This window comes from Thalassoglobus neptunius, from assembly GCF_007859735.1.
In the GTDB taxonomy this organism is placed as follows: Bacteria; Planctomycetota; Planctomycetia; order Planctomycetales; family Planctomycetaceae; genus Thalassoglobus; species Thalassoglobus neptunius.
This window is the reverse complement of sequence record NZ_SIHI01000024.1, coordinates 24,577-42,346: the sequence shown is the minus strand read 5'-3', so window position 1 is coordinate 42,346 and position 17,770 is coordinate 24,577. Positions and strand designations below refer to the sequence as shown.

Sequence of the window (17,770 nt, the reverse complement as noted above, 5' to 3'; positions counted from 1 at the left end):
GTACGCGAAAAGTTTCTCGGTGAAAGTTTCTCGGGAAAAATGAACGTGCGGGAGAGTTACGGGCTCCCACAAGAATCAATTGACGATGGCGCGTTGCCATCGATTGAATTCGTAGAAAACCCGAACGGGTTGCATACACACTATTGAATGTCCACGGATCGAGGAGGATTTCGGAGATGGCCGAAGTCACAGCTGCCGCAGTGAAAGCACTGCGGGAAAAAACTGACCTGCCAATGATGGATTGCAAAAAGGCTCTCGTGGAGGCCGGAGGCGATGAAGATAAGGCAATCGCGATCCTCCGAGAGCAGTTCGAAAAGGTCATGGTGAAGCGGGCGGACAATGAAACCGCCGAAGGTCGAATCTTTACTCTCGTCAGCGAAGACGGTTCACAAGCTGTTGCCGTTGCAATGCTCTGTGAGTCGGCCCCAGTTGCTGGCAGCGAAGGGTTGGCTGAAATCGGGAATGCAGCAGCCGCTCAGTTGATGAACGGGCCGGGTGCTGAATCCGGAGAAGCTCTGCTTGAGCAGGACAATCCTGCTGGCGGAACTCTCAAGGAACTTTACGAAACACAGATCAATAAGATCCGCGAAAAGATCGTCGTCGGTGAGATTGCACGCGTTGAAGGTCCCGTTGGTGTTTACGTTCACCACGACGGAAAGACCGCTGTTCTGTTTCAGGCAGAAGGCGAGCCCAAGGATCCGTCTGTGTTGCGGGACATCGCAATGCACATCGCTGCGATGCGACCAACGGTCACTTTGGTCGAAGAACTCGATTCAGCCGTTGTCGAAGCTGAACGAAATCGCCTCTCAGAAGAAGCGAAAGCTTCCGGAAAACCTGAGAACATCATCGAGAAAATCGTTGATGGTCGGATGAAGGTCTTCTATCGCGACGAAGCTGGCGTTCTGACTGAACAGCCTTTCGCGAAAGACGACAGCAAATCCGTCGGGCAAATCCTTGCCGAAAACGGTTTGAAAGCCAAAGGATTTACTCTGATTGCAATCGGTTCGTAGTCGAACCATGTGCCGAGAGCACTCGTGCTCAGGCTCTGAAACTTCGAAAAAGAACGCTTGGTTTCTTTCAGAATTGACCAGGCGTTCTTTCTTTTTAACCATGGGCTTGAGCCGAGCTTGAATCTGATCGGGAAACCATCCATTCAGGCGGAGCCGTAAAATCCCCGAAATCGTCTCAGGTGATTGGCGAAGGCGATTGCGTTCGAACAATGTTCGGCAAGGAGAGAGTTGATGGACGAGTTTGTTGCAGTCGCGAAGACCGGGGAAATTCCAGATGGGGAAGGGCGGACCTATCCGGTGAACGGCAAAATGGTCGCGATCTTCAATCTCAGCGGAGAGTATCTTGCGATCAACGATCTCTGTCCGCACATGGGAGCATCGCTCTCAGCGGGTTATGTCGAAGATGGTCAGGTGAGTTGCCCGTGGCATGCGTGGCGTTTTCGTCTCACCGACGGAAAGTGGATGGATAATCCGAAATCCGACATCAAGACAGACTGCTACGAAGTGAAAGTGGAAGAGACGGATATTCTCGTCCGTGTCCCAGCTCCGGAATCTTCTTCGGACGTGACCGACCTGGCGGAGTGAATCAGCGAGCAAGTTCGAAGACGGACTTATTGCTGAGGCGGACTCTCTTTGAATGATGCAACCGCAGCATCGACATCGGGATAAATCGGCCAGACAGAGGTCAGGTTGGTGACCTGCAGCACTTCCAGGCAATACGGGCGGAGTCCGCTCAATGCGAAACGTCCTCCCTCGGCGGATTTGATGCGATTCCACATCCGGAAAAGGGTTTCAATGAATGATGACCCAAAGAAGTCGATATGCTGCATATCGACAACGACTTGCGGGGGAATGCTGACTGTGTAGTCCAGCAGTTTCTGGCTGATTTCTTCAAGAGCATCTTCGGAAATGCTGACATCGTCAATTCCAATGACGAGCACCTGAACTCCTTCAACGTCTCGATGAGTCACCGGGATGGACATGGTCATTAATCCGACAGAGCTGAAGAGATTGGCACCGCAGAACTCACAGGGGAGTTCTCAATTGCATAGTAATGAGCGGGAGCAGGTTGTCAAAGTCTCGGCATTCCAATAGCTTCCGAGAATTGCAGTGTGGGAATAGAATTCACGAGGAAACTGCGCCGATCCCTTCCGGTGGTGTTGTCTGCCAGCGACTGATTTCATCGCTGTTTTGCAGTCGTTGTTTTTTAGTGACATCGGGAAGAGTGACGTTGGGAAACCGAATCGCATCGATGAGTCTTGACCTTTGATTGAGCGTCGCCTCGCTTCCAGTCATTCGGCTCACCGCGAGAATTCGAACAGCTGCTGAATTCCGTTCGGGGCTTCGCGCAAGTCGCGAATTGTTGATCAGCGACGTGTGTTTTGGTGAATTTCGGAGACTGTGATCAAGGCGATCAATCCGAGAGGTAGCGTCCGAGAGGCAGCGATTGAACTCTCAAGCGGTCGACACCATCCGAGCAGAATGACTGTTCGGATGGGAAATGACCGGGAAATCCATGCAGGTTAAGAAAACTTGCAGGAGAAAATAGAGGGTGAGCAACGGGATTTGAACCCGCGACCTCCTGAACCACAATCAGGCGCTCTAACCAACTGAGCTATGCCCACCACATGGTCAACCAATAACTGGTTTGGAGATACGCAGGTTATCCAAGAATTCGATTGGAAACAAGAGTCCCATGGCAGAATACGAAGTCGCTCTTCAGGAGTTTTTGAATGAGTTTCTGACTCCCAATCGCAGACAGCGGATTGCAGAGGTTTTGGATCAGCGGATTGCGTCACTTGCATTGATGTTGTTTGATGTTTACCAGAGTCACAATGCGAGTGCCGTGCTGCGAAGTTGTGATGCGTTCGGGGTTCAGGATGTCTATGTCGTGGAGCAGGAAAAGGAGTTTTCTCCGAACAGAGACATCGCGCGAGGCTCCGATCGATGGTTAACGATTCAACGCGATTCGGGGCCCGGGGCGATGGAGCGATCGCTCGCGAGTCTTGACCAGAACGGGTTTCGGTTGGTGGCGATGGTTCCGGAATCTTCCGGGAGCCAAACTGTTGCATCGCTTCCCGTTGAAGAGAATCTTGTGCTTGCCTTCGGAACAGAGAAAACAGGGCTGCCAGAAGAGATTATTGAGCGGGCGGAGTATCGTGCGTATCTCCCCATGTATGGCTTTGTTGAAAGTTGCAACGTTTCTGTGGCAGCTGCACTGGCGATGCAGGAGTTGGGCGCGAAGGTCCGCAACTCTCGGCAGGAGTGGCAAATCTGTTCGGAAAGAAAGCGGAAGCTGATGCTGGATTGGACGAAAAAATCGATTCCCAACGTGGCTGCCATCGAAAAGCGGTTTCGATCGTCCTGGAAGCAGGGTGCTCTCGATTGAACGGCGTTTCCGTTTCGGAAGCATCAATATCTGTTGACTTTATGGCTCTCGGTTTCGAGAGATTGTCGATTGCGATTGCCTATGCGTGTTGTCGAAAGTGATCATTCGGTCTATCGTCAAGTAACCTGCTTTTCTGCTGATGTCGCTGCGGAGATGAGTTGATGCTGTCGCAGACTGTTGAGTATGCCTTGCGAGCTGTCGTTTATCTTGCGTCTGTCTCTCCGGAGGGAAAAACCACTGCGCAGATCGCGGAGGCAACCAAAGTTCCTCAGGCGTATCTTTCGAAAGTGATGCAAGGGCTCAGAGGCGAAGGAATCCTCAATTCTCAACGAGGCGTCGGAGGAGGAATTTCACTCGCCGTTTCTCCAGAGACTCTGACCATTCTCGATGTTGTCAACGCGGTTGAACCGATTGGGCGAATCAAAACCTGTCCGCTTGATCTCCCTTCGCACGGGGAGCATCTCTGTCCGCTCCACGCTCGAATGGATCAGGCGTTTCAAGTCATGGAAGAAGCATTCCGTAAGACGACGCTTGCTGAGATTCTTGCTGATCCCAACCCCAGTATTCCACTGGTGGATTCATTGCTCCCGGGCTCCGATACCCTTCCGTCTGGAGAGGGAGAGGGGTAAAAGATTGCGACCGGTTCCTGCAGCGAGTTCATATTATTTCTCGCTGATTGGTGCGAAACGCGGAGTGGGATTCTAAAATGAGCAGGAGTGACTCTCTCTCACATACTCTGAGGACAACTCCGTGATGCGTGATCGTTTCTGCGACTTGGCAATCTTGTTCGCTTTGTTGGCTGTTTCTGTTCTCCCACGCCAATCGATGGCCGAAGTGGACTATTTGACGGAGATCGCGCCAGTCTTTCAAAAATATTGTGCAGGATGTCATAACGATGCAGATCGAGAGGGCGAATTCTCGGCGGAGTCGTTTCGATCCATGAGCGAAGGAGTTGAAGATCGACCAGCGTTTCTTGCAGGCGATCCTCAGTCGAGTCTTGTGTTTCGGCTGATCTCGGGAGTGGATGAGCCGAAAATGCCTCCCGAAGATGAACCTGCTCCCACTCCTGAAGAAGTTGAGAAAATTCGTCAGTGGCTGGAAGAAGGGGCCCACGGTCCAGAGGGAGAAGAACCGGACCGCATGACGTTGAAGACACCGCATGTCCCTTCCCGGACAGAATTGAAACCGATCACAGCTGTTGATTGGTCAATGACCGGGGATGCTCTGGCCATCGCGAGATTCGGAAACGTCGAAATGCAGCGACAGCTTCGGATTCGCGATGCAGAAACTGGAAAGAAGAAGCAAGTTTGGCATTCGGTGGCCCAGTTGTCAGATCTGAACGGAAAGGTCAACTCGGTTCATTTCTGTCTGGGCGGCGGGAAACTGATCACTGCTTCGGGAGTGGCTGGTCTGGGAGGTGTCGCGACGTTGTGGGAATGGCCTCTCGGAAGGAAAATCCTCGAGGTTCAAGGGCATCGCGACTTGATCTACGACGCCGAAGTTTCACCCGATGGAACTCTGCTCGCGACTTGCAGCTACGACAAAGACATCATTCTCTGGGATGTCAAAACCGGAGAGCCGCTGCGGACATTGTCGGGGCATAACGGGGCTGTCTATGACATCGCCTTCAGTCCTGACGGAACGACGCTCGCGAGCGCGAGTGCGGATGCAACGTGCAAGATCTGGCGAGTTCGAGATGGTGCCCGACTGGATACTCTTGGTCAGCCTTTACGAGAGCAGTATTGCGTCACGTTTTCTCCCGATGGAAATCACATTGCCGCTGGCGGGGCGGACAATCGGATTCGTGTCTGGAAGTTCCTTTCGCGTTCGGAAGCCCGAATCAATCCAATCGTCTCTGCACGATTCGCTCACGAGGGACCAATCGTTCAATTGCAATACACTGCTGATGGCAAGTCGCTGGTCTCGGTGTCCGATGATCGATCGATCAAAGTCTGGGAGACAGCTGGGCTGACAGAAACACAAGTCTTCGAAAACCAACCTGAGGTGGCGATGGCTCTGTCGATCTCGCCGAAGGGAAATCAATTCGTTGTTGGCCGCATGGATGGAACGCTCGACTTCTATCCGATCAAAAAAAACTCGAAGCGTGGATCGCGAGTCAAAGAACAAGTTGCGATTGAGATTCGACCGAAGGTCAGCGAAGAACAGCCATCTTCAACCGTCGCTGAGGTGGAGCCCAATCAGTCGGTTCAGTCAGCACAGGATGTTTCACTCCCCGTCACGATCACAGGGGTAATTCATTCGGATGAAGAAACTGATGAAGACTGCTTTCGATTTTCTGCAGAGGAGGGGGAAGAGTGGGTTTTCGAAGTTGATGCAGCCCGGTCGAAGTCACCGCTCGATTCGATCATCGACATCCGAGATGAATCGGGACGGCCTGTTGAACGCGTGCTTCTGCAGGCAGTCCGCGACAGCTACTTTACGTTCCGAGGAAAAACGGCAGATCAGTCGAATGACTTCCGGGTCTTCAACTGGGATGAGATGACGCTCAATGAATATCTGTATGCGAACGGGGAGGTCGTCAAGCTTTGGCTTTATCCTCGGGGACCAGATTCCGGCTACAATGTTTATCCGGGGAGTGGGAGTCGCTGGGGCTACTTCGATACAACCCCGCTGGCCCATGCTCTTGGTGAACCGTGTTATATCGTCCGTCCTTATCCACCCGGGAGTGAAATCATCCCGAATGGACTTCCGGTCTTTACAGTTCATTACGAAAACGACGACGAGTCGAGGCGACAGCTCGGGAAAGATTCTCGTCTCTATTTCGTTGCCCCGAAAACCGGACGCTACGTTTTGAGAATTCGTGATGTCCGAGGCATGTCGGGCGAGAATTTTCAGTACAAGTTGATCGCTCGTTCCCGAACTCCTGACTTTCGAGCGCATCTCGTTGACCGGAAATTGAACGTTCCTTCAGGGGGAGCAGCAGAGTTCCGACTTAAAGTCGATCGGCTCGACAACTTCGACGGAGAAATCACAGTCGACGTTTCTGGGCTTCCTCCCAGATTTCGAAGTTCGCTTCCCGTCACAATTGAACGGGAACAGCTTGAAGCTCAGGCAGTTCTAATTGCCGATCCCGGGGCAGAGAGTTTGACGGAAGAAGAGCTTTCGCGAATTGAATTCACCGCAAGTGCGAATGTTCGGGGAGAGCGTGTCCGTCATCCCCTTGAGAAATTCGATACCGTTTCTGTGGAAGCAGCCCCGAAGGTGCATCTCGTCATTGGGCCTGCAGCGGGTGGAGTCCAACCCGTGGCGACCAGCGATTCCGGGATTCTCGAGTTCGAAATTCGTCCTGGCGAAACCATCATGCTTGAGGTGAACGCGGAACGGCACGACTATGACGGACTCGTATCTTTTGGAAACGAAGACTCTGGGCGGAATCTTCCCCACGGCCTGTACGTTGATAATATCGGTTTGAACGGGCTCCTGCTTCCTGAGAATCAGACTCAACGAGAGTTCTTCGTCACCGCCGATGATTGGGTGCCACCGCAGACCCGGTTGTTTCATCTGCGAACAGGCAACGCTGGCGGTCACGCGACATTGCCGGTCCGCCTCAGAATTCTTCCAAATTCTCCCGAAGCCGAGGCGGGAGCGGAATAGGATACAGTGATTAGACGTATTACTTATCAAACAATGGACTTCGGGTGTGGCAAAATCATTGCCAGTGTCGCTCAGGTGTTGACCGATCTGTTGGTGCGGTCTAGAGTTGCGAAACTGCACTTCAGAAATGCTGAAAACGTCGAAAAAGCGAACGGATTTTGCTCCGTAGCAGATTCGCCGGATGGCATTTTTCATCACGACCCTATCTGACTGAATTTCGCGGCGATCTGTTTAATTCAGAGACGTGCAACGAACCACTTCCCAAGGATGCTGAGCTGATGACCTCGCTCCCACCAGAAAAAGAATCGTCCGAGCAAAATAAAAAGCCCAAAGGTGAAAAGCCTTCTGGTCCGACTTTTTGGTATCTGCTGATCGGCTTGATCGTCGCGATTCTGCTTTGGTCGTGGGTCAATGAAAATGGTCACGCTAACGAGCTGACCTTCGGGAAATTTGTCCAAGGTCTGAAATCGGGGGAATTCAACTCCCAAAACGTCCATGAACTGCGTCTTGGGTTGGAATACATCACGTTTCAGGATCAGCCCAAAGCGAAGTCTGCGGACGAGGAAGCGGCTTCTGCGGAGCCTGAGAATTCGACCACCGAAGCGTCCAATGCTTCTGAAGTCGACTCATCTTCCAATGGCAACTCCGTTGCAGACTCATCTGACACTGAAGAAACAGCCGAAGCGATGAAACGCTTCCGGATTCCGGTCGGAGGAATCTCGCCTCAGGATCTGGACAAGCTGACGGATCTGCTCGAAGAAGCGGGGATCGATTACACAGGAACGTCCCCGCAGACTGAATGGGGGACGGTTTTCTCCATCATGCTGATGGCTGCGGTCGTGTTAATTTTCATCGTCTTTCTGCGACGCATGGGCGGACCGGGACAGGCAATGTCTTTCGGTCGAAGCCGTGGTCGTCTCATGGCTGAAGATGACGTGAAAGTCACCTTCGACGATGTCGCTGGGATCGATGAAGCGGTTGAAGAGCTCAGAGAAGTCGTCGAATTCTTGCGAACGCCCGGAAAGTATCAGGCACTCGGCGGTCGAATTCCGCGAGGAGTTCTTCTCGTGGGGCCACCGGGAACCGGAAAGACATTGCTTGCGAAAGCCGTCGCTGGCGAGGCAGGCGTTCCGTTCTTCAGTCTCTCCGGATCGGACTTCGTGGAGATGTTCGTGGGAGTTGGAGCGGCCCGAGTTCGAGATATGTTTGCTCAAGCAGTTCAGAAGTCTCCGAGTATTATTTTCATCGACGAACTTGATGCCCTCGGTAAGACTCGCGGAAGTGGGATGCCGGGCGGACACGACGAACGTGAGCAAACACTGAACGCGCTGCTCGTGGAAATGGATGGCTTCTCGTCCGATCAAAGTGTGATCGTCATGGGAGCAACAAACCGTCCGGAAACACTCGACCCCGCCCTCATGCGGCCCGGCCGATTCGACCGACATGTTCTCGTCGATCGGGCAGACTACAAAGGTCGTGAGAAAATCCTGCAGGTGCATGCTCAGAAAATCAAGATGGACGATGATGTCGATCTGAAACGCATCGCGAAACTGACTCCGGGATTTGTCGGGGCGGATTTGGCCAATCTCGTCAACGAAGCTGCTTTGCTGGCAGCCCGAGCCAATAAGTCTGCCGTTTCGATGGTGGAGTTTGAGGAAGGAATTGAACGCGTCGTGGCTGGTCTCGAAAAATCCTCGAGGCTGATTCAGGAAGACGAAAAGCTTCGCGTCGCGTATCACGAATGCGGTCATGCCCTCGTAGCTTCATCACTTCCACAAACCGATCCTGTTCACAAAATCTCAATCATTCCTCGTGGGTTCGGGGCATTGGGATACATGTTGCAGCGACCGGAAGACGATCGCCATCTCATCACACAGACGGAACTGGAGAATCGGATTTGCGTCGCGCTCGGCGGGATCGCGGCTGAAGAGTTGTTCTTCGATGAAACTTCGTCCGGTCCTCAAAACGACCTCGAACAAAGTACGTCAATGGCCCGCAGGATGGTCATGGAGTTTGGAATGAGTCCCAAGCTGGGCCGCGTCAACTATCGGGAATCCAAACGCTCTCCGTTTCTGCAAGGCGTGTCGCAGTCGAGTGCTGAGTTTGCTCACAGCGAGCAAACGTTACGTGAGATTGATCTCGAAGTTCGACGGATCATCGACGAAGCAATGGAAACGGCGAGAGAGATCGTCCGGAGCCAGAAAAACGTTCTCGAAGAAATGACGCAAGAACTTCTCAAGAAGGAAGTCATGAATTCGGACGAGTTGAAAACGATCCTCGATCGCTACAAAACCGGCCCGCAACTGAAACCCGGCACATCAGTTGCCAAAAGAAGCGGAGAAGCTCCCGCTCCCGGTGAAGAAACTCCTGAAGCCCGAAAGCAGGGAACGGACGAGTAACACTCATTCACTCACGTTCCCCAACTCACGTTCTCCGACCACCGTTTAGTTCGCGAATCTTCTTACTCACCCGGATCAGTTTCTGTGGGAGTGGTTAGCTCCTGCGGGTAATGGACCTGGGCGAGATAAAGCCCGCACGCAGGTGCAGTTGCCCCGGCAATTTTTCTGTCCTGTGCATTGAGGATGTCGACAAGGTTCTCTTTGGTCCATGTCCCTCGGCCAATATTGACGAGAGTGCCGGTGATCGTGCGGACCATGTTGTAAAGAAAACCGTCTGCCTCAATTTCGAGGCTGATGAAGTCTCCGGCAGTTTCGTTCCCTGTTTGTTCAGAGGCGAGTTTTTCGTTCTCTTCGGGCTCGTTCGAATTCGTTGGGGACCAGAGATTCCAGTCGGAATGCCGTCGAAGGGAGATCGCGTGGACGGTTCGCACGCTGGTCGCTTTGTTGGGCCAGTGAGATTCGAAGCTTCGAAAATCGTGAGTCCCAACGAGAACCTGCGCTGCTTCGTGCATCGCAATTTCATCGAGAGGCTGAGCGATTCTCCAGACGAATGTTCTCCAGAACGGGTGTTCAACAACGCTGTTGTGAATGACGTAGCGATAACGTTTCGACACGGCCGAGAAGGTCGCGTGAAATTCATCAGCCACCTGATCTGATTCCAGAATGACGACATCCTCCGGAAGGTGAGACTGCAGTGCGGGCCGCCAGCGATGGGGAGGAATGTTGAAGTCGCTTCGAAAACTCGCCACTTGCCCGAGGGCATGAACTCCCGCGTCTGTCCGACCTGCACAGAGCACGCTCATCGCTTCGCCGGTCAACTTGTGGATCGCTGTTTCGATCACACCCTGGACGGTCGTCTCATTGGGCTGAACTTGCCATCCGCTGTAGTTTGTTCCGTCGTAGGCAATGCGAAGTCGAATCGTCGGCATAAAAGGGTTCGTCGTGTGAGACGGTCATGGGCAGAATTTCGGAAGTCGCTGCAAGATACTCTTTCAGGAGCACTCGATTGAACCCTCGCATTCAGGATTCCGTCGGGTTTGTTCTTTCCGGTGGTTGATGTGAGTGAAAGCGGTGAAACAAATTTTTCGCATCGCCTCTTGACGGAGAATGGTTTACATGTAAACTGTCGTCGTGCGAAGTGAATTCCTCAAGTGTTGATGTGATGTCTGGAAAACTGCAAAGCGAATTGAAGAAACGCAACCCATTCGACCTGCCGGAGCAGGAAGCGATGCTGAATCTCCTGCGCACGAACGACCAGTTTGAAAATCGATTTGGACGTCTCTTCCGGAAGTTTGGATTGACTTCCTCTCAGTACAATGTGTTGCGAATCCTTCGAGGTGAGGGTGAACCGATGCCCTGTCTGGAAGTCGCCAATCGCATGATTCAAGTGGTGCCAGCGATTACGGGACTGATCGACCGATTGGAAAAAGCGGAACTGGTCACACGTTGTCGATGCGAGAATGATCGTCGAGTCGTTTACATTTCTCTGACTGAGAAAGCTGAAAAACTACTTGAGCAAATGGATGAGCCAGTGATGGAATTGCATCGGACGTTACTCGGGCACATGAGCAAAAAAGAACTGACGGAATTGACTCGACTTCTCGAAAAGTGTCGGTCGAGTCTCGAGGAGTAACAGGGTGAGGCGGTTTTAAAAGCCTTCTGTTTTTTACCGAATTAGTTGACATGTGAATTATTGACTAGTGATTAAGGGAGAGTGGAGATGCGGTTCGAAGGTAAAGTCGTTGTGGTGACCCGTGGCACATCCGGGATAGGCCGGGAATCTGTGATTCAGTTCGCCAGCGAAGGGGCCAAAGTGGTCTTCGGTGGGAGACGTCAAAACGAGGGCGACGAGATCGTCAGCGAAGTGACGAAGTCAGGAGGCACTGCGGTATTCGTCAAAACAGATGTGACCAATGAAGCAGAAGTGAAAGCCCTTGTTGAAACGGCTGTCGAGAAGTTCGGGAAATTGGATGTCGCGTTCAACAACGCCGGCGTCGAACAGATCGGTGCGGTTCAAGAGTTTCAGGAAGAGGAGTATCGAAAAACGTTCGATGTAAATGTGCTTGGCGTCTTCCTCAGTCAGAAGTATGAGATCCCGGCGATGTTGAAATCGGGGGGCGGGGTGATTGTGAATACGTCGAGTGTTCTGGGGCATGTCGGAACCCCGGGAGCTGCAATTTACACCGCAAGCAAGCATGCTGTTGAGGGGATTACCCGATCAACTGCCTTGGAGTTTGCCCAGCAGGGAATTCGGGTGAATGCTGTCGCGCCTGGGCCGATTGAAACGGCGATGATTGACCGCTTCGCAGGTGAATCGGGTTCGGAGGGGCGAAAAGGGATGGAATCGTACGTCCCGGTTGGACGACTCGGAATGGCTGAAGAAGTCGCTAAGGCAGTGCTCTACCTCGCTTCGGATGATGCATCGTTCACGACAGGAGTGTCTCTTCCAGTCGACGGGGCCATCCTCGCTGGCTGACACCGAGAATGAGACTCGAACTTTAACTTAAGTGGTGCTTCTCAGAGTGCGCGCAGCTCGACAGAGACTCTTCATGCTGTGTGCGGGAGTTTTTAACAACAGATTGATGGTGTGGAGGGAATACGATGTTAACTGTCCGCAAAGCCAATGATCGTGGCAGTGCTGATCACGGTTGGCTGAAGACTTCGCATACGTTTTCGTTTTCAACGTATCACGATCCGAAGCACATCCACTTCCGAACTCTTCGAGTGATGAACGAAGATTGGGTCGCACCGGGAGAGGGATTTGGAACACATCCTCATAAAGATATGGAGATTGTGACCTACGTGCTCGAAGGTGCGCTCGAACACCGTGACTCGATGGGAAACGGCGAGATCCTGCGGCCTGGCGAGTTCCAGAGAATGACCGCCGGAACCGGGATTACGCACAGCGAATTTAATCCTTCGAGTGATGAACCGGTCCATCTCTATCAAATCTGGATTTTCCCCGAGGAGAAGGGGCTTGAGCCGAGTTATGAACAGAAGTCATTCGATGATGAGTTGATGAGAAATCAGCTGCTGCTCGTCGCGTCTCGTGCGCAGCAAGGGGATTCGTTGAAGATTCATCAGGATGCCGAAATCTTTCTCTCGCGACTTGATCCCGGTCAGAGTGTGACTCATCCGATCGCAGCTGGACGCCATGTGTGGCTTCAAGTGTTGAGAGGAAATGTGTCACTGAACGGAGAAGAACTGGAAGCTGGTGACGGAGTCGCTGTCAGTGATGAAGTGTCTCTGTCCATTCACTCGTCTGATTCGTCAGAAATCCTGCTCTTCGATCTTGCCTAATTCTTGTACTACTTCCGATCTGAAAGTGATTTAATCATGTCGTTTCCAAATCTATTTTCCTCGTTTCAGCTTCGAGATCTCACACTTAAGAACCACATTGCCATGGCTCCCATGACGAGAGGGCGGTCTGGTGTCGAGCGAATTCCTAATCAGTTGATGGCGGAGTATTACCAACAGCGCAGCGACGCGGGGTTGATTATTACTGAAGCAACCGTCGTTTCCGAGCAGGCAGTCGGTTGGAACGAAACTCCCGGAATTTACACCGATGCGATGCGAGATGGATGGAAGTTGATTACGGACACAATCCATGAAGCTGGGGGGAGAGTCTTTCTTCAACTCTGGCATTGTGGACGAGCATCTCACAGCACGTTTCATAACGGGGAGAAAGCGGTCGCTCCTTCAGCAATTGCCATTGATGAAGAGTACATCCACACACCCGAAGGGAAGCTGCCTCACGAAGTTCCGAGAGCACTGGAAACTGATGAGATTCCAAAGATCGTCGACGACTATGCCGACGCCACGCGTCGAGCTTACGAAGCGGGATTCGACGGTGTCGAGATTCATGCGGCGAACGGATACCTGATCAACCAGTTCCTGGAATCGAAAACGAACAAGCGAGATGATCGATACGGGGGAAGCATTGAGAACCGGTACCGCTTTCTGGGTGAAATTGTCGATGCTGCGACGTCGGTCTGGTCGCCACAACGCGTGGCAGTCCGGCTTTCGCCAAACGGAATTTTCAACTCAATGGGTTCACCAGAATACCGAGAACTTTATACCTACACCGCGAAACAGCTCGATGAATACGGACTGTCTTACCTTCACGTCATGGATGGCTTGGCCTTTGGGTTTCATGAGCTGGGAAGTCCGATGACCCTTGCGGAGTTTCGGGAGGTCTTCAGCGGACCGATCATGGGGAACTGTGGTTACGATGCTAAGTCTGCCGAAGATCAGGTTGAAAGCGGAAACGCCGATCTCATTGCCATCGGTCGTCCGTTCCTGAGTAACCCGGACTATGTCGAGAGAATCAAGAACGGATGGCCTTTGGCTGAACCTGCCGACCAAAGCGTATGGAGTTCACCGACGGGGGCAGAAGGATATACGGACTTCCCAAGCTATCAACCAGTCAGTGTGTAGGTCAGTCTTAAGTTGACTTTCTAATTCCATGAACTCGATTATTACACGCTGGACGGTGATTCTGAGAACGCATTCTTTATAAGTTTATTGCCAGGGAACCGTCCCGTAGCGTTGAAGTTCCTGTCTGAGAGCGGCGCTGAGTTCGTTAAAAATTCTCGGTGCCTTTTCAGCTAGGTTGTTCTGTTCCAGAGGATCGTTTTCGAGGTTGTAGAGTTCGAGCGGTTCGAACGGGCTGTTCTGGAGGAGCTTCCAGTTTCCTCGTCGGACTGCTTCAATTGTCTTTCCTCCATACCGGTTGCCTCCTTCCCGGCGTCGAAAGAACCAGAGTTCTCGTAGCTCGGATTGATTCTCTCCGATGCAAGTTGGCAGGAAACTGGCTGCGTCGAGATTCCAGTCGTCTTTCACGTCAATCCCAGCTGCTTCGCAAGCTGTCGGGAAGATATCCATGGTGAGAATACGAAAGTCAGAAACCGTTCCGGCCGGGATTTGACCCACCCAGCGTACTCCGGCCGGGATCTTGATTCCGCCTTCGTACACGCTTTGTTTCCCATCTCGAAGTGGTCCGTTGTTGGCACCGACGTTGAGTTGTCCTCCATTGTCGGATGTGAAGAAAACGAGCGTGTTTTCCGTTTGACCGGCTTCGTCGAGGCAGTTCAGAACTTCGCCAATCCCGTCGTCGAGATGTTCGATGAGCGCGACGAGCTTCGCACGGCCTTCGTCAATGTTCGGCTCACGTTCCTGAACACGCTTTAACCAGTCCTCTCTCGGTTGGATCGGTGTGTGTGGAGCGTTGTAAGCCAGGTAGAGAAAGAAAGGGCTCTCCTGTTTCGACTGCTCATTAATGTAATGACATGCCCATTCCGTAAATAAATCGGTGGCATGTCCCTCGGGATTAATTGTCTCGTTGTTAAGCCGCATGTAATTCTGTTCATGACGTCGGTGGTGATAATAATCATCCATCATGTCGCCCAGAAAACCATGGAAATGATCGAATCCTCGATCGTTCGGCCGATCAGGGTCTTCGAGTCCAAGATGCCACTTTCCGATACAGGCAGTATTGTAGCCGGCCTGTTGCAGAACTGTGGGCAACATGACAGCGTCATCGACGAGATTTCCCCAACTGTTGTTCGCATGTGTTCGAATCACTCCGGGGACACCGACGAGATCCTGATATTTTCCGGTCAGAATGGCTGCGCGCGTGGGGGAGCAGACCGGACAGTTGGCATAGAACTCGGTGAACCGCATTCCTTCACGGAAAAATTGGTCGAGGTGAGGGGATTGAAGGTCGGTCGCTCCATATGAGCTGAGATCTCCATACCCGAGGTCATCGACAACAATGATGAGGATGTTCGGTGGTGCAGCCTGAAGGGTGCGAAAAGAAATCAGGCAAAGAATCATCAAGCTGAGTCGAGGCAACAAAGCCGGAAAGCGATTCATTTGTGTCTCCGATGGGCGGGGTTGATGTCAATGAATTCGGAAGGGGATAATCTGGAAAGCGTGCCTAACGATAGCGAATCCATAGATCCTGGAATAGTTTGTGGAACGAGTCGACGAGATGGTCATCGTTGGTGATCACGATGTTTTCTTCGTTGCGGTCGGCTGCTGAACGTGTCCAGTTGTAGCTTCCGCAAAGTAAGATCGATTCGTCAAACAAGGCGAATTTGTGATGCATATGATACGGGCTGTTGTCGATGACGACGTCAATTCCAATAGACGCCAATCGTTCAATGTCCGAGCCCGTGTCTGAGGATTTCTCGTCATCGGTGATGATTCTCACCGCGACTCCTCGATTGTGCGTCTCGGCGATGACTTCGGAAATTTCGTCGTCGGTAATCGTGAAAACACAGATGTCGACGGTGTTTCGCGATTGCCTCAGCAGAGATCGAATTCGACTTCGGCACCGATTTCCCGGGCTGAAGTAAGCTTCGGTTTCGACGACGTGTCCTTTCTCTTCCGCCGGCTTGAGTGTTCGGATGACGTCTTCCAACCAGTCGATGACCGCGCCTTTGTCGAGGGCAGTCGGGAGTGTTTCGCGAGCCAGATCGAATGCTTCGTGCCGATAGACATCGAGTTCAGTCTGAGCTGGTCGCATGTCATTCAGCACGCTTTTGAGTGCTTTTCGTTCTCCCCGTGAGAGTCGTTGATCATCGAGTGTCTGGGCCAGAATCTCTCGGAATTCTTGTGCTGTCATGTCATTCCTTGTCGAAAGTTTCTTGCGAAAGCGGCAGCGAGGCATTGATTAACCGGCCTCGGTCGTCATGGTCCAAAGAGTAGCGGAAGAGGCGAAAGATCTCCTCTCTCCTTGCAAGTTGGCCGCCACTATGAAAGATTGGTGATCATTGATGTTTGTCGCCGATGAGGGAATCCCGAAGATGAAAAGACTTCTGTTGAATCTGTGTGTGGCCGTCGTGCTGAGCACTGTCGCGTTCGGTTACGCAGCTGCTGAGGAACGTCCCAACATCGTCTTGATCATGTGTGACGACATGGGGTTTTCAGACATCGGCTGTTATGGCGGAGAGATCCGGACGCCAAACATCGACCGTTTGGCCCAAGAGGGAATGAGATTCACTCAGTTTTATAATAACGCGAAATGTACAACGACACGTGCTTCGCTTGTGACAGGTTTGTACCCGCGAAGAACAGGTTCGCTCTTAAACTCAGAGATGGTCACGATTCCCGAAGTCCTCGGGCAGTCAGGGTATCACAACGTGCTCAGTGGGAAGTGGCACCTTGGAAGTCGTGCGCCACATCGGCCATCGGATCGCGGGTTTGATCGATACTACGGTCTGTTGGATGGGTGTTGTAATTTTCACGACCCCTCGATGCCGGATCCTGATTTTAAAGGAGGTCGAGTTCGTTGGTTCGGAGAAGACGACGAGCGGATGACTTCGTTCCCGGAAGGATTTTATACAACAGATGCTTTCTCAGACTATGCGTGTGAAGCGATTCAGAAGTCTGTCGAGGCAGAGAAGCCATTCTTTCTACACGTTTGCTACACAGCTCCACACTATCCCCTGCATGCGAAGCCAGAAGACATCGCCCACTATCGTGGGAAGTATCTCGACGGCTGGAGCAACTTGCGACAGAAACGCTATGAACGACAACTGGAGATGGGGCTTTTTGATCCATCCTGGGAACTTCCTCCGCCTGATCCGGAAGTCGGTGATTGGGAGTCTCAGGCGAATCAGGAGTATATGGATCACTTAATGGCGACTTATGCTGCCATGATTGAATGTATGGATCGCGGAATCGGACAGATTTTGACGACGCTTGAAGATCAGGGTGTGTCACAGAATACGGTGGTGATGTTTCTTTCAGATAATGGCGGATGTGCAGAGTTGCCGGGCGGGCTGGACGAAAGCCGCGTTCCGGGAGCGAAAGAATATTATACGTGTGTTGGCCCCGGCTGGGCCTATGCACAGAATACACCGTTTCGACGTTATAAGCAGTGGGTGCACGAAGGAGGCATCTCCACTCCGTTTATCGTCCGCTGGCCTCAACGGGTCGCTGAGAACTCTTGGTGTCGAGAGGTCGGGCATATCATTGATGTTTTGCCAACCTGCGTCGAACTCGTAGGCGGCGAGTATCCTTCAAAGTACGGCGAAGAAGACATTCACCCGACTGATGGAATTTCCCTGCTTCCACTCTTTGAAGGGAAAACGCGAACCGGACACGAAAAACTGTGTTGGGAATGGAGCGGCAATCGAGCCATCCGCCGAGGGGATATGAAGCTTTGTTGGGACAAGAAAGTCCGGAAATGGGAGCTTTACAACATCGTCAATGATCGTACAGAGATGAACGATCTCGCGAGTGAGCATCCTGAGTTAGTCGCTGAAATGTCCCGTCAATGGTTTGACTGGGCGGACGAAACAGGTTTGCGCATGAGGACGAAATAGATCTCGTCATTCTCTCAGCGCACT

15 protein-coding genes, 1 tRNA gene and 1 pseudogene are annotated in these 17,770 nt (G+C 52.3%); 11 read left to right on the top strand and 6 right to left on the bottom strand.

The features are described 5' to 3' along the window. Nucleotides 1-176 precede the first annotated feature (176 nt). On the top strand, nt 177-1,010 hold the full coding sequence (gene tsf, locus KOR42_RS19910; protein ID WP_146511593.1) for a translation elongation factor Ts: 834 nt from the start codon (nt 177-179) through the stop codon (nt 1,008-1,010). 231 nt (nt 1,011-1,241) lie between these two features. Further along, nucleotides 1,242-1,595 carry a Rieske (2Fe-2S) protein gene (locus KOR42_RS19905; RefSeq protein WP_146511592.1) on the top strand — a complete coding sequence of 118 codons (354 nt, stop codon included), beginning with the start codon at nt 1,242-1,244 and terminating at the stop codon, nt 1,593-1,595. 26 nt (nt 1,596-1,621) lie between these two features. Here KOR42_RS19905 and KOR42_RS19900 read toward each other — a convergent pair whose 3' ends face one another. From KOR42_RS19900 to KOR42_RS19895, 3 genes are all read right to left on the bottom strand, one after another. Beyond that, nucleotides 1,622-1,993 carry an STAS domain-containing protein gene (locus KOR42_RS19900; protein WP_197441377.1) on the bottom strand — a complete coding sequence of 124 codons (372 nt, stop codon included), beginning with the start codon at nt 1,991-1,993 and terminating at the stop codon, nt 1,622-1,624. A gap of 142 nt (nt 1,994-2,135) precedes the next feature. After that, nucleotides 2,136-2,306 carry a hypothetical protein gene (locus KOR42_RS26880; protein WP_197441376.1) on the bottom strand — a complete coding sequence of 57 codons (171 nt, stop codon included), beginning with the start codon at nt 2,304-2,306 and terminating at the stop codon, nt 2,136-2,138. A 255-nt stretch (nt 2,307-2,561) separates the two neighbouring features. Further along, nucleotides 2,562-2,635 (bottom strand) — tRNA-His (locus tag KOR42_RS19895). A gap of 71 nt (nt 2,636-2,706) precedes the next feature. On the opposite strand from KOR42_RS19895, the gene KOR42_RS19890 reads away from it, so the two are divergent. From KOR42_RS19890 to ftsH, 4 genes and pseudogenes are all read left to right on the top strand, one after another. Next, nucleotides 2,707-3,399, top strand: a complete 693-nt coding sequence (locus KOR42_RS19890; RefSeq protein ID WP_146511590.1) for a TrmH family RNA methyltransferase — start codon at nt 2,707-2,709, stop codon at nt 3,397-3,399. A 161-nt stretch (nt 3,400-3,560) separates the two neighbouring features. Next, nucleotides 3,561-4,028, top strand: a complete 468-nt coding sequence (locus tag KOR42_RS19885; RefSeq protein WP_146511589.1) for an RrF2 family transcriptional regulator — start codon at nt 3,561-3,563, stop codon at nt 4,026-4,028. A gap of 124 nt (nt 4,029-4,152) precedes the next feature. Beyond that, nucleotides 4,153-5,343 (top strand): annotated as a pseudogene (locus tag KOR42_RS27910) (c-type cytochrome domain-containing protein); the annotation flags it as partial. 1,949 nt (nt 5,344-7,292) lie between these two features. Then, a complete protein-coding gene (gene ftsH, locus KOR42_RS19875) occupies nt 7,293-9,413 on the top strand; it encodes an ATP-dependent zinc metalloprotease FtsH (RefSeq protein ID WP_146511587.1) in 2,121 nt (706 codons plus the stop codon). Between the two features lie 62 nt (nt 9,414-9,475). Here ftsH and truA read toward each other — a convergent pair whose 3' ends face one another. Further along, nucleotides 9,476-10,342 (bottom strand): tRNA pseudouridine(38-40) synthase TruA, encoded by an 867-nt coding sequence (gene truA, locus KOR42_RS19870; RefSeq protein WP_146511586.1) that lies wholly within the window; start codon nt 10,340-10,342, stop codon nt 9,476-9,478. Nucleotides 10,343-10,575: 233 nt separating this feature from the next. On the opposite strand from truA, the gene KOR42_RS19865 reads away from it, so the two are divergent. From KOR42_RS19865 to KOR42_RS19850, 4 genes are all read left to right on the top strand, one after another. Beyond that, nucleotides 10,576-11,046: a MarR family winged helix-turn-helix transcriptional regulator gene (locus tag KOR42_RS19865; RefSeq protein WP_231741020.1), complete on the top strand. Its 471-nt coding sequence runs from the start codon at nt 10,576-10,578 to the stop codon at nt 11,044-11,046. A gap of 87 nt (nt 11,047-11,133) precedes the next feature. Further along, on the top strand, nt 11,134-11,889 hold the full coding sequence (locus tag KOR42_RS19860) for an SDR family NAD(P)-dependent oxidoreductase (protein WP_146511585.1): 756 nt from the start codon (nt 11,134-11,136) through the stop codon (nt 11,887-11,889). A 125-nt stretch (nt 11,890-12,014) separates the two neighbouring features. Beyond that, nucleotides 12,015-12,713 carry a pirin family protein gene (locus tag KOR42_RS19855; RefSeq protein WP_146511584.1) on the top strand — a complete coding sequence of 233 codons (699 nt, stop codon included), beginning with the start codon at nt 12,015-12,017 and terminating at the stop codon, nt 12,711-12,713. 36 nt (nt 12,714-12,749) lie between these two features. Then, entirely contained in the window at nt 12,750-13,850 is a 1,101-nt protein-coding gene (locus tag KOR42_RS19850; protein ID WP_146511583.1) for an alkene reductase, read from the top strand. 84 nt (nt 13,851-13,934) lie between these two features. Here KOR42_RS19850 and KOR42_RS19845 read toward each other — a convergent pair whose 3' ends face one another. Together KOR42_RS19845 and KOR42_RS19840 are read right to left on the bottom strand one after the other, a co-directional pair. Continuing rightward, the gene (locus KOR42_RS19845; protein ID WP_146511582.1) at nt 13,935-15,287 is read right to left on the bottom strand and encodes a sulfatase family protein; all 1,353 of its coding nucleotides are present in this window, start codon (nt 15,285-15,287) and stop codon (nt 13,935-13,937) included. A gap of 64 nt (nt 15,288-15,351) precedes the next feature. Continuing rightward, complete coding sequence (locus KOR42_RS19840; protein ID WP_197441375.1) at nt 15,352-16,041, bottom strand: phospholipase D-like domain-containing protein; 690 nt, start codon at nt 16,039-16,041, stop codon at nt 15,352-15,354. Between the two features lie 181 nt (nt 16,042-16,222). Here KOR42_RS19840 and KOR42_RS19835 point away from each other — a divergent pair, with 181 nt between their 5' ends. Next, nucleotides 16,223-17,746: an arylsulfatase gene (locus tag KOR42_RS19835; protein ID WP_146511580.1), complete on the top strand. Its 1,524-nt coding sequence runs from the start codon at nt 16,223-16,225 to the stop codon at nt 17,744-17,746. The last annotated feature ends 24 nt before the right edge of the window (nt 17,747-17,770 follow it).